This is a genomic window from Mesorhizobium denitrificans, assembly GCF_003403035.1.
Lineage (GTDB): Bacteria > Pseudomonadota > Alphaproteobacteria > Rhizobiales > Rhizobiaceae > Mesorhizobium_G > Mesorhizobium_G denitrificans.
Genome location: NZ_QURN01000009.1, coordinates 50,171 through 62,469 on the forward strand (window position 1 = coordinate 50,171; position 12,299 = coordinate 62,469).

The 12,299-nt window shown below is 60.2% G+C and carries 9 protein-coding genes; 6 read left to right on the forward strand and 3 right to left on the reverse strand.

Features of this window, described 5'->3' with window-relative positions:
* Window positions 1–140: 140 nt before the first annotated feature.
* Both DY251_RS12910 and DY251_RS12915 read left to right on the forward strand, forming a co-directional pair.
* Window positions 141–1,574, forward strand: coding sequence for a glutamine synthetase family protein (locus DY251_RS12910; protein WP_116624321.1), 1,434 nt, complete (start codon window positions 141–143; stop codon window positions 1,572–1,574).
* Window positions 1,575–1,576: 2 nt separating this feature from the next.
* On the forward strand, window positions 1,577–2,863 hold the full coding sequence (locus DY251_RS12915) for an NAD(P)/FAD-dependent oxidoreductase (RefSeq protein ID WP_116624322.1): 1,287 nt from the start codon (window positions 1,577–1,579) through the stop codon (window positions 2,861–2,863).
* Between the two features lie 109 nt (window positions 2,864–2,972).
* On the opposite strand, the gene DY251_RS12920 is transcribed toward DY251_RS12915, so the two are convergent.
* From DY251_RS12920 to DY251_RS12930, 3 genes are all read right to left on the reverse strand, one after another.
* Entirely contained in the window at window positions 2,973–3,929 is a 957-nt protein-coding gene (locus DY251_RS12920; protein WP_116624323.1) for an NAD(P)H-dependent flavin oxidoreductase, read from the reverse strand.
* Window positions 3,930–4,652: 723 nt separating this feature from the next.
* A complete protein-coding gene (locus DY251_RS12925) occupies window positions 4,653–5,402 on the reverse strand; it encodes an SDR family oxidoreductase (protein ID WP_116624324.1) in 750 nt (249 codons plus the stop codon).
* 6 nt (window positions 5,403–5,408) lie between these two features.
* A complete protein-coding gene (locus DY251_RS12930) occupies window positions 5,409–6,884 on the reverse strand; it encodes an aldehyde dehydrogenase family protein (RefSeq protein WP_116624325.1) in 1,476 nt (491 codons plus the stop codon).
* Between the two features lie 195 nt (window positions 6,885–7,079).
* Here DY251_RS12930 and DY251_RS12935 point away from each other — a divergent pair, with 195 nt between their 5' ends.
* The 4 genes from DY251_RS12935 (at window position 7,080) to edd (ending at window position 12,242) form a co-directional block, all read left to right on the forward strand.
* Window positions 7,080–8,027 carry a phosphatase PAP2 family protein gene (locus tag DY251_RS12935; protein ID WP_158553255.1) on the forward strand — a complete coding sequence of 316 codons (948 nt, stop codon included), beginning with the start codon at window positions 7,080–7,082 and terminating at the stop codon, window positions 8,025–8,027.
* A gap of 192 nt (window positions 8,028–8,219) precedes the next feature.
* Complete coding sequence (gene zwf, locus DY251_RS12940) at window positions 8,220–9,689, forward strand: glucose-6-phosphate dehydrogenase (RefSeq protein WP_116624327.1); 1,470 nt, start codon at window positions 8,220–8,222, stop codon at window positions 9,687–9,689.
* Complete coding sequence (gene pgl, locus DY251_RS12945) at window positions 9,689–10,381, forward strand: 6-phosphogluconolactonase (RefSeq protein ID WP_116624328.1); 693 nt, start codon at window positions 9,689–9,691, stop codon at window positions 10,379–10,381. Before zwf ends, pgl begins: the two co-directional genes overlap by 1 nt.
* A gap of 40 nt (window positions 10,382–10,421) precedes the next feature.
* Entirely contained in the window at window positions 10,422–12,242 is a 1,821-nt protein-coding gene (gene edd / locus DY251_RS12950; RefSeq protein WP_116624329.1) for a phosphogluconate dehydratase, read from the forward strand.
* Window positions 12,243–12,299 lie beyond the last annotated feature (57 nt).

Sequence of the window (12,299 nt, forward strand, 5' to 3'; positions counted from 1 at the left end):
GCCGAGGGTGACGCTGCGGTGGAGGTTTTTCTCAAAATCCACCCAGTTTCGCTTAAACAAACCTCTTATTCTCTGAGCCCCCCTTCCCTTATTTCTGCCACAGTGGCAGATTCAGGCATCCGCAACACAATTGGTGATTGATGCCAGATCCGAAAAAGGAAACCCGCCCGAAGTCACGTGGCGCAAGCAAACGCATACCTGCCTTTCTCAACAAACCTCGCGGTGTCAAAAACTGGAAAGAAGCCTCAAGCTGGCTGGAATGGCGCGGCATTGAGGACATTGAATGCATCACGCCGGACCAAGCGGGCGTTGCCCGCGGCAAGATGATGCCGTCTAACAAATTTACGTCGAACACGTCGCTCGCGTTGCCCTCCGCGCCCTTCATGATGACGATCTCCGGCGACTACCCGGAAGACGGTAAGGGCTTCGAATATCCGGAAGACGACGGCGACCTGAAGCTCGTACCGGACCTGTCCACCCTCTCGGTCGTTCCGTGGGAATCCGACCCCACCGCGCAGGTCATCTGCGACCTCGTCCATCAGGATGGTCGCATGGTGGAGTTCACGCCGCGCAATGTGCTGCGCCGGGTGATGGACGCCTATGACAAGCGCGGCCTGAAGCCTGTCGTCGCGCCGGAAATCGAGTTCTATCTTGTTCGCAAGAACCCCGACCCCGACTACCCGCTGTCGCCGCCGGTTGGTCGCTCCGGCCGTCCCATTGCGGGTGGTTCGGGCTATTCTATCGCGGGCGTCAACGAATATGACGAACTGATCGACGACATCTATCATTTCTCCGAGGCGCAGGGTCTGGAGATCGACACGCTCATTCATGAGGAAGGCGCTGGCCAGCTTGAAATCAACCTGCGTCACGGCGACCCGCTGGAGCTTGCAGATCAGGTATTCCTGTTCAAGCGCACCATCCGCGAAGCTGCACTCAAGCACGATGTCTACGCCACCTTCATGGCCAAGCCGATTCAGGGCCAGCCCGGATCGGCCATGCACATTCACCAATCGATCATCGACAAGAAGACCGGTAAGAACGTCTTCACCATCGCTGATGGCACGGAGAGCGAGGCGTTTTTCCACTTCCTCGGCGGTATGCAAAAGCATGTGCCGAACGCGCTGGTCATGTTCGCGCCTTACGTCAACTCCTATCGCCGCTTGACGCAGGCCGCATCAGCGCCGGTCAACAACAAATGGGGTTACGACAACCGCACCACAGCCTTCCGCGTGCCGCGCTCAGACCCAGCCGCGCGCCGCGTGGAAAACCGCATCCCGTCGTCGGACGCGAACCCCTATCTCGCGCTTGCTTCGTCACTTGCTTGCGGCCTCATCGGCATCGTCAACAAGATTCCATGCGAGGCGGCCGTCACCACCACCGCCAATGAGGACGAGATCGACCTGCCGCGCGGCTTGCTGGAAGCGGTTGACCTGTTCGAGCAGGATGAAGATCTGCGCCAGTTGCTTGGCGTGCAATTCGCCAACACCTACGCCGCCATCAAGCGCGCCGAGTTCGAGACTTTCATGGAAGTGATCTCGCCTTGGGAGCGCGAATATCTGCTGCTGAACGTCTGATCATGGCTTATCAATCGCCCATTTCGCCCGGTCTGTCTTGGTATGAGGACACCGTGCCTGACCGCCCGGTTTATCCAGCGCTCGATGGCGACCGCCGCACGGATGTCGTCATCATCGGCGGCGGCTTCACCGGCCTGTCGGCGGCGGTGCATTTAGCCAAGGCCGGAACGCGCGTTATTCTTATTGAATCGCATCGTTTCGGTGATGGAGCATCGGGCCGCAACGGAGGCCAGTTCGGCACCGGGCAGCGCGCTTGGGCCGAAGAGATGGAAGCCGAATATGGCTTCACCCGCGCCAAGGCGTTGTTCGATCTTGCCGAGGAAGCGAAGGCCCATCTGCTCGAATTTACCGCAGCAAACGGCATCGATATGGATTATCGCGTCGGCCAGATGTCGGTGGCCCACAAGCCGCGCTATGTGAACGACTACCGCGCCCACGCCGAAATCATGGCGACCCGCTTCGACTATCCGCACATCACCTTCATGGATGCGAAGGAAACTGCCGAGCGCCTGGGTTCCACCGTCTATTATGGCGGTACGAGAGATACCGCCACCGGTCACATCAACCCGCTCAAACTGCTGGTTGGCATCGCCAGGGCCGCAGCCGCCGCCGGTGCGGAACTTTACGAGCAGACCAGCGCCAGCGATATTTCGTCGACCGGCGGCAAGGTCGTGGTGAAAACGCCGCGCGGCACCATCACCGCGGATAAGGCGCTCATCGCGGTCAACGCCTATGGCGGCAATCTTGAGCCGCAGAGTGCCTCGCATGTCATGCCCATCGGCTCCTTCATCGGCGCGACTGTGCCGCTGCCCGCCGATACGCCCGTAATTCCCGGTTGGGAGTCCGTGGACGACAGCCGCTTCGTGGTGCGTTATTTCCGTAAGTCGCCCGACAACCGGCTGCTGTTCGGCGGTCGCGAAATCTATGCCGTCAACGATCCGAAAGACATTCACATCCACATCCGCAAGCAGATCGCAGAAATCTACCCGTTCTTGAAAGATGTCGAAATCACCCATGGCTGGGGCGGCTATGTCGGCATCACCATGCCGCGCAAGCCGTGGGTGCGCGAGGTCATGCCCAACGTCATTTCAGCGGGCGGCTATTCGGGCCACGGCGTCATGCTGTCAAACTTCGTGGGTAAGCTTTATGCGGAAACCGTGGGCGGCAATCGCAACCGGCTCAAGCTGTTTGAGGATTTGAAGATTCCGCCCTTCCCCGGCGGTCGCCGCTTCCGCGCCCCGCTGCTATTCCTGGCGCTGAACTGGTACGCCCTCCGCGACCGGATCTAGAGCTACCGCTTTGGCGCCAATGATGCCCCTAACCCCGCGAAGAGCAGGGAGAGGCAAGGGTGAGGGGCAGCGTATCTTTATGCCGCAAAAACACAGCTGCCTTTGCGGGCTACCCCGCGCAAAGCTTCCGCTTTGCCTCGGTATATTCCGCCGCCAACCTATCGACCAATTCCGCCACGGGCACGACCTTGTCGATCACGCCAATCCCCTGCCCGCAGCCCCAGATTTGTTTCCACGCCTTGGAGTCGCCTGCGCCAAAATTCATCTTGGTCGGATCGGATTGCGGCAGATTGTCGGGGTCCATGCCCTGCGCGCGAATTGACCCTTTCAGATAATTCCCGTGCACGCCGGTAAACAGGTTCGAATACACAATATCCGCGGCTTTTGAATCCACGATCATCTGCTTGTATTCGTCGGGCGCGCGCGCCTCGGTGGTGGCAATAAACGGCGAGCCGATATAGGCGAGGTCCGCACCCATCGCCTGTGTCGCCAGCACGGCGCCGCCGTTCGCAATAGCGCCCGACAGCAACAGCGGCCCGTCAAACCACTGGCGAATTTCCTGCACCAGCGCGAAGGGCGAAAGCGTGCCCGCATGACCGCCCGCGCCTGCTGCCACTGCGATCAACCCATCGGCGCCCTTTTCGATTGCCTTGCGGGCGTGGCGATCATGAATGATGTCGTGCAGCACGATACCGCCATAGGAATGTACTGCCTGATTGACCTCCTCCACTGCACCCAGCGACGAGATCACGACCGGCACTTTATACTTCACGCACATCATCAGATCGTGCTGCAGTCGAGCGTTCGACTTATGCACGATCTGGTTCACCGCGAACGGCGCGGCAGGACGCTGCGGATTAGCGGCATTATACGCTGCAAGCTCTTCGGTGATCTGCGCCAGCCATTCGTCAAGCTGCGCTTCGGGCCGGGCATTCAGCGCCGGAAACGAGCCGACAACGCCCGCCTTGCACTGCGCCAGCACGGATAGCGGATGCGCGATGATAAACATCGGCGCCGCAACAACCGGAATGCGCAGATTGTCTTTCAGTATGGCCGGCAATGCCATTGGCAGTTCCCCATTTGACGTTTTCGTAAACGTCACTTTGTAGCGGGAAACTTGGGTTAAGCAAGCAGAACCCGCGCTAGCTCTCTCGGTCCGATTTGCTGGGAACCTCAAATCTGTCGAACAAGCGGCCTCCCAGGAATATCAAGACCTCTTCGTTCCTGTATTCGGCAGGACGCTCAACGGTTGTAATATCCAGAACGGTTTCTTGTCGGATTTTCCGGCACGGCGACTTCAACGCGACTCGCACAAGTGCAACTGCGAATGTCGGGGTACGATGAGCCATAAGGCTTTAATTGCGTCAGGCGACGAACGGTATGTCGCGAAAAAATCCTGCCAGAAACTATAGTTTTCCATCACCGCTCCCCGTGAAGTAAGCGGTCACCAAGGGGCCATACTTGCCCCACTGCCCCTATGGTGACCGGGGAGTTCACAAACCGTACAGAGACGGCTGCCACGGCCTTTAAGCCGAAGCTCTGGACATACGCCGTGGCCTCCCCGGCATCAAAATACCAGGAGGTGCCGTTTTCGGTTGGCACAGACCTCTCTGTTTGGGGTTGTGACACCCCGGAATTGGACGACGCCAATTCCAATCGCAGCCTTATTCCGTAACTTGCTAAAATGGAAGAGGCATTTGGCGCGCATACTTGAACGTCCGCGCTATCTCGTAAAACAAAGCTGTTTTTGCAGCGCGAAGGTCGCAATTTGAAACGACACAAGCCCGCCTTAAACACACCGCCCGCCATCGACCTCCAATGCCACGCCGGTCAAGAACTCGGACTCGTCGGAGCACAAAAACAGCGCGGCGTTGGCGATATCCGCCGGTGTTGAAAATCGTCCGAGCGGGATTGAGGATTTGAACTGCGCCCGACGCTCCGGTGTGTCCTCGCCCATGAACCTCGCGAGCATTCCGGTTTCGCCCGCGACGGGACATAGACAATTCACGCGAATGCGCTTCGGCGCGAGTTCCACAGCCATGGATTTTGTGGCGATGATCGCCCAACCTTTCGACGCGTTATACCAGGTCAGCCCCGGCCGTGGCCGCAAGCCCGCTGTCGATGCGGTTGTCAAAATCGCACCGCCGCCCTGCCGCTCCATGATGGGAACCACCGCCAGCGTCGAGTGGTAAATCGCCTTCATATTGATTGCGGTGATAAGGTCGAACGCTTCCTCGCCAATATCCAGCAAACTGCCGTTCTTGTGCGTATAGCCCGCATTGTTGACCATGATGTCGATGCGCCCGAACGCGTTCATCGCCGCATCGACCATTTCCTGAAATTCGGAACGCTGCGAAACATCTGTCTGCGTCCAGATGGCACCGTTTCCAATCTCGTCCGCAACGCGTTGCGCGCCCACGGTGTTCAGATCCGCGACAACGACCCTCGCGCCTTCCTCGGCAAACCGCCGCGCCATGCCTTCACCGAAGCCGGACGCTGCGCCAGTAATAATCGCGACTTTGTCTTTCAAACGAGGCATGCTTACTCAACCGTGATTGAAAACGATGGTCTTGGTCGCGGACATATCGAACAGCGCTTCAAAGCCCTTTTCGCGTCCGTGGCCGGATTTCTTGAACCCGCCGAAGGGCAGTTCGATGCCGCCACCGGCGCCATAGCCGTTCACAAAAACCTGCCCCGCGCGCACGCGTTTGGCGACCCGATGCTGGCGCGCGCCGTCAAGTGTCCAAACGCTGGCCACCAGTCCGAACTCGGTGCCGTTCGCCAGCCGCAAAGCATCCGCCTCATCGTCAAACGGCAGCAGCGCCAGAACCGGGCCAAACACCTCATCCTGCGCCAGTTGAATCGTCGGATCGACCGAGCCGAATAGCACGGGCGGCTGATAAAACCCACCGGACGGTGCATCCGGGTCAATGCTTCCGCGCGCCAAAACTGTCGCGCCCGCTTCTTCCGCCGCAGCAACCATGCCCGCAACGCGGTCGCGCTGCTTTGCGTTGATCAGTGCGCCGAGGTCGCGGTCTGCCTCATGCGGCCCCGCAACCAAAGCGGAGAACCGCTCGGCCAGCGCAGTCGCCACGCGCTCGTAAATCGGCTTTTCGATCAGCACGCGGCTGCCCGCCGAACAGGTCTGCCCGCCATTCTGGATAATCGCATTGACCAGCACCGGCAGCGCCGCTTCGATATTCGCGTCGGCAAACACGATCTGCGGAGACTTGCCGCCAAGTTCCATGGTTACACCGCGATTGTTCACCGCCGCCGCCTGCTGAATCGCTGTGCCGGTCAAAGGCGAGCCTGTAAAGGTCACATAATCCACTTCAGGATGCGCCGAGAGTGTTGCGCCCGCGTCGCGGCCGTAACCGGTAATCACGTTGAACACGCCGGGCGGCACGCCCGCCTCAAGCGCAAGTTCCGCAATGCGTATAGCCGTCAGCGAAGCATCCTCGGCGGGCTTCACCACCAGCGTATTGCCCATTGCGAGTGCAGCGCCAACCACGCGCGCCAAAATCTGAAGCGGATAATTCCACGGAATGATCCCAGCCACGACCCCATGCGGCTCGCGCAGTGTCAGCGCCGTAAAGCCCTCCAGAAACGGGATCGTATCGCCGTGAATCTTGTCAGCCGCGCCGCCGTAAAACTCATAATAGCGCATGGTGCCGGCCACATCCGTCTTGCCCTGTCGCGCCGGCTTGCCCGTGTCTCGCGCCTCCAGCGCTGCCAGTTCGTCGCCGTGCTTTTCCACCAGATGAAACAGCCGCGTCAGGCAGCGTCCACGTTCCACTGCGGGCATGCGGCTCCACGGCCCGTCCTCAAATGCGCGGCGCGCGGCCTTGACGGCCAGGTCCACATCGGCCGCGCCGGATGCAGGAATGGACGCAAACACCTTGCCGTCAGATGGGCAGAGCACGTCGATCCGCGCGCCCGAAAGCGCATCGACCGACCTGCCGTCAATGAGTTGCATGAACGCGCGACCCTGCGCGATTGTTGTTGAAAGCGGCGCACCCATAGTCACAACCTTTGCATAACCGTCTGTGTTGGGCGCATGTTGCGGACAGCATCCCCCATGCGCAAGATGCGCAAGCGCAAATCGGCAGGTCCAGTGCCATCTTCATTCATCTGAATGCTAAAGAGCCACCACCGCTGTTTAAGGGAAATTTACTCGGCCCCGATAGGTTCGCCCGAAATTTCCGCAGGTTTCCCGATGCAATTTTGTCGCGCCGAACGCATAGTCCTCGGCATCTGCCTTGTCCTGATTGCGGTGAACCTGTGCCTGATCTGGCAAAAGGGTGTCACGGTCACGCTCAGCTATGTGGTGTCGCCGCTGGCCTTCGCGGGAGGTTTCCTGATCGCGGGCCAAATCCTGCGCCGCTATTTTCCCAATGGCCGCATGGAGTTGATGGCGAATGCGCTTGGCGCGGCGTTCCTGTTCTCCGGCCCATGCTCGTTGCTGAACCTGCTGGTGCTTCCGCTGGCGAGCAATCCGGTCGATGCACAATTGATCGCCTTCGATTCCTATTTCGGCTATTCCTGGCAGGCGGCCTGCACATGGGTCGCTTCGGTGCCGATGCTTAGCGAGGTGCTGTGGCAGGCTTACGAGCTCACCCTTCCGCTGCTGGTTGTCTCGATGGTTTTTCTGGCTTTGATGGGCGACCGCAAAAGGCTCTACACCGTCATATTGGGCATCACATATGCCTCGCTCGTAACACTCTTCGTGTGGGTGCTGTTCCCGACCGCCGGGCCCGCTGCCCTGCAAGTCCTGAGCCCCGAAGTGGCTCGGATCATACACCCGTCCGGCAATTCCGAACACGCACTTGAGATATACCGGATTGTCCGCGCCGGGGTTACAGATTTGACCGGTCCCGAATATGCCGGCCTGATCGGCTTTCCCTCGTTCCATACCATCATGCTGCTGTTTGGCCTTGCGGCAGTCTGGCCATACCGGCCCATAAACTACGTGTTCGGCGTCATCCAACTCGTAACCCTGCCGTCGATTCTGGTCATCGGCGGGCATCACGTTGCCGACGTATTCGGCGGCGTTGTTGTGGCCGCTCTTGCATGGTGGGCCGCGAGCCGCAGCTACACCGCTCCAAGCCCTTCATGGGTGCGCGCCAGTGCTGACCTGACCGCTGCAATCACCACAAAACAATAATTCGCGCGCCACAAATACGCCCTTTGCATATCTGCCATTTGTTTGACGCATGTTGCGGACAGCATCTGCCATGCGCAAAATGCTTTTTGCGCAAATCAGCAGGGCCAGCGCGAATGCGACAGAAAGGCACTGGTCTTTTTAAATCGATTAGATTAAACAGCCGTTTTTAGAGCGGCCCGACGCGAGACGCATATGACAAGCCACATCATCAAGGTCGATCCATTCGATTTCATCATATTTGGCGGCACGGGCGACCTGTCCGAGCGCAAGCTTCTTCCCGCGCTATATTTCCGGCAATGCGACCAACAGTTTTCCGAGCCCACCCGCATCATCGGTGCATCGCGCTCTCATATGAGCGACGACGAGTTCAAGCAATTTGCGGAAAAGGCCATCCGCGAGCATGTGAAGCCGGAAGACATCAACGAGGATGAATTGCGGAAGTTCATCGCCCGCATTTCATATGTCGCGGTCGATGCCAAGAGTGGCGACGGGTTTGACCGACTCAAGCAGGCGATTGGCGACAGTCAGAGCATCCGCGCGTTTTATCTCGCCGTAGCCCCTGCACTGTTCGGTGAAATTTCGCACAAGCTGAAGCAACACGATCTTGTGACCGCCAACAGCCGCATCGTTGTCGAAAAACCCATCGGGCGAGATCTGATATCGGCCAAAGAACTCAACGACCTGATCGGCGCGGATTTCGGCGAGCACCAGATTTTCCGCATCGATCACTACCTCGGCAAAGAAACGGTGCAGAACCTTATGGCGCTGCGCTTTGCAAATGCGCTCTACGAACCGCTGTGGAACTCCGCGCACATCGACCATGTGCAGATCACCGTCGCCGAAACAGTCGGACTGGAAGATCGCGTCACCTATTACGATACGGCGGGCGCGTTGCGCGACATGGTGCAGAACCACATGCTCCAGCTTCTCTGCCTTGTCGCGATGGAGCCGCCGTCCTCGATGGACGCCAATGCCGTGCGCGATGAAAAGCTAAAAGTGCTGCGCTCGCTCAAGCGCATCAATGGTCAAGAAGCACCAAAGCAGACTGTTCGCGGCCAATACAAGGCGGGCGCTTCGTCGGGCGGCGCGGTGATGGGCTACACGGAAGAGCTCGGAAAGCCGAGCGACACCGAAACCTTCGTCGCCATCAAAGCCGAGATTGCGAATTGGCGTTGGGCGGGCGTGCCGTTCTATCTGCGCACCGGCAAGCGGCTGTCGACGCGCGTTTCGGAAATCTGCATTGAATTCAAGCAGATACCGCATTCAATCTTCGATGAATCGGCTGGCAATGTGTACAATAACCAGCTCATCATCCGCCTGCAGCCGGATGAAGGCGTAAAGCAATTCATCATGATGAAGGACCCCGGTCCGGGCGGTATGCGCCTGCGGCAGATTCCGCTCGACATGACCTTCGCACAAAACTTCACCGGTCGCGCGCCGGATGCTTACGAGCGCCTCATCATGGATGTCATTCGCGGGTCGCAGACCCTGTTCATGCGCCGTGACGAGGTTGAAGCCGCGTGGACATGGGCCGATCCCATCCTCAAGGCCTGGGCGGAAAACCGGCAGGAAGTGCAGGGCTACACCGCTGGCACGTGGGGGCCGTCCGCCTCCATCGCCCTCATCGAGCGCGACGGTCGCACCTGGCACGAGGGCGACTGATGGCATCGCCGAACCTGCACGAGTTTGAGACGCGTGGTGATCTCGCCCGCGCACTCGCGCAGGCAGTCAGCGAGCATCTTGCCGCTGCGATCAAGGCGAGCGGCGGCGCGGTGCTGGCCGTGTCTGGCGGGTCCACGCCGGGCCTGTTTTTTGAAACGCTGTCCAGCGCCGACATTGACTGGTCGAAGGTCACTGTCACGCTGGTTGACGAGCGCCTCGTGCCGGACACCTCGCCGCGCTCCAACGCAGCGCTGGTCAAGTCCAAGCTGCTGGTGAACCGCGCCAGCGCCGCGACCTTCCTGCCACTCTACAAATCCGGCGATCTTGCCTCCGATACCGCGTCCGCCCGGCACCGCTTCAAGGCGCTTGGTCGTTCCATCGATGTCGCCATTCTCGGCATGGGCAATGACGGCCACACCGCCTCATTTTTTCCCGACGCCGACGAGTTGGAAGCCCTGCTCGACCCCGCCGGCGCGCAAACCGTTTCGGGTGTTCATGCGGTGAGCGCCGGTGAGTCGCGCCTGACGCTTACCTTGCCGCCTTTGCTCGATGCCGGCTTCATCGCCCTGCACATCGAAGGCGCGGAGAAAATGACGACGCTTGAGCGCGCGCTTGCGCCCGGCGCGCATCTACCGATCCGCCGCGTTATGGATGCCGCGCGCCAGCCGGTCGAGATTTATTGGGCTCCATAGTGGTTGAAAATTAGGGTCGTTACCCAAAAAGGCAAACGCCATGACTGCCAGACGAGAAATCGAATCCATTACCCAGCGCATCCGCGAGCGCTCCAGGCTCACCCGCGAAATCTATCTGGATCGCGTTGCTGCTGCCGCCGGGCGCACCGCAAATCGCGGTGTGCTTTCCTGTGGAAATCTCGCGCACGGCTTTGCCGTCTGCACGCCGTCGGAAAAGGTCGCGCTTTCGGGCGACAAGGTTCCGAACCTCGGCATCATCACCTCGTATAACGACATGCTCTCGGCGCATCAGCCGTTCGAAACCTACCCCGCGCTCATCAAGGAAGCCGCGAGCGAGGCTGGCGGAATCGCGCAGGTCGCGGGCGGCGTTCCGGCCATGTGCGATGGCGTCACGCAGGGGCAGCCCGGCATGGAGCTTTCGCTGTTCTCCCGTGACGTCATTGCGATGGCCACCGCCATCGGCCTGTCGCACAACATGTTCGACGCCGCCGTCTATCTCGGCGTCTGCGACAAGATCGTGCCCGGCCTGGCGATTGCCGCGCTCACCTTCGGCCATCTGCCTGCGATTTTCATTCCCGCCGGGCCAATGACCTCCGGCCTGCCAAACGATGAAAAGGCCAAGGTCCGCCAGCTTTACGCTGAGGGCAAAGTTGGCCGCGCCGAACTGCTGGAAGCCGAGTCCAAAAGCTATCATGGCCCCGGCACCTGTACCTTTTACGGCACGGCAAATTCCAATCAGATGCTCATGGAAATCATGGGTTTGCACACGCCCGGCGCATCCTTCGTCAACCCGAACACGCCGCTGCGCGACGCGCTGACCCGCGAGGCCGCAAAGCGCGCGCTGGAGATCACGCATCTTGGCAATGCCTACACGCCCGTTGGCCGCATGATCGACGAGCGCTCCATCGTCAACGGCGTCGTTGGCCTGCATGCGACGGGCGGCTCGACCAACCACACCATGCACCTCATTGCCATTGCGGCAGCAGCGGGCATCCGGCTCACCTGGCAGGACATTTCCGACCTGTCCGAAGCCGTGCCGCTTCTAGCGCGCGTCTATCCGAACGGGCTTGCCGATGTGAACCATTTCAACGCGGCTGGCGGCATGGGCTTCCTCATCCGCGAATTGCTGGATTCCGGTCATCTGCACGAAGACGTGCAGACGGTCTGGGGCGAGGGCCTAAGCCCTTACACGGTCGAAGCTCGGCTCGCGCCGGATGGCAGCGTCACGCGTGTTCCTGCGCCGGAAATCAGCGGCGACGCCAAGGTTCTGTCCACTGCGAAGCAGCCCTTCCAAACCACTGGCGGGTTGAAGGTGCTCACCGGCAATCTCGGTCATGCCATCATCAAGACCTCCGCCGTCAAGCCGGAGCGCCGCTACATAGAGGCGCCCGCGCTCGTGCTGGACAGCCAGCAGGCGTTGAACGACGCGTTCAAGGCGGGCGAACTCGACCGCGATTTCGTGGCCGTTATCCGCTTTCAGGGTCCGAAGGCGAACGGCATGCCCGAGTTGCACAAGCTCACGACTGTGCTCGGCATCCTGCAGGATCGCGGATACTCCGTCGCGCTGGTCACCGATGGCCGCATGTCGGGCGCATCCGGCAAGGTTCCCGCCGCGATCCACGTCACGCCGGAAGCGCTGGATGGCGGCCCTATCAGCAGGGTTCGCACCGGCGACATCGTGCGGCTGGATGCGGAGGCTGGCGTACTCGACGTCCTGATTTCGATGGATGAGCTGCGCGCGCGCCCGACGCCTGTCGTCGACCTTTCGGCCAATGATTTTGGCATGGGCCGTGAATTGTTCCTCGGCATGCGCCAGATGGCTGGCCGCGCCGACGAAGGCGCAAGCGTGTTTGCGGGATGAGGGGCAGCGCGGACGTTGAATCATTCGTGCCAAATGCCTCTTCCATTTTAGCAAGTT

Coding starts and splice junctions, on each gene's coding strand:
- DY251_RS12920 (WP_116624323.1), bottom strand. CDS start 3,929: ATGGCATTGCCGGCCATACTGAAAGACAATCTGCGCATTCCGGTTGTT.
- pgl (WP_116624328.1), top strand. CDS start 9,689: ATGGCATCGCCGAACCTGCACGAGTTTGAGACGCGTGGTGATCTCGCC.
- DY251_RS12915 (WP_116624322.1), top strand. CDS start 1,577: ATGGCTTATCAATCGCCCATTTCGCCCGGTCTGTCTTGGTATGAGGAC.
- DY251_RS12935 (WP_158553255.1), top strand. CDS start 7,080: ATGCAATTTTGTCGCGCCGAACGCATAGTCCTCGGCATCTGCCTTGTC.
- DY251_RS12930 (WP_116624325.1), bottom strand. CDS start 6,884: ATGGGTGCGCCGCTTTCAACAACAATCGCGCAGGGTCGCGCGTTCATG.
- zwf (WP_116624327.1), top strand. CDS start 8,220: ATGACAAGCCACATCATCAAGGTCGATCCATTCGATTTCATCATATTT.
- DY251_RS12925 (WP_116624324.1), bottom strand. CDS start 5,402: ATGCCTCGTTTGAAAGACAAAGTCGCGATTATTACTGGCGCAGCGTCC.
- DY251_RS12910 (WP_116624321.1), top strand. CDS start 141: ATGCCAGATCCGAAAAAGGAAACCCGCCCGAAGTCACGTGGCGCAAGC.
- edd (WP_116624329.1), top strand. CDS start 10,422: ATGACTGCCAGACGAGAAATCGAATCCATTACCCAGCGCATCCGCGAG.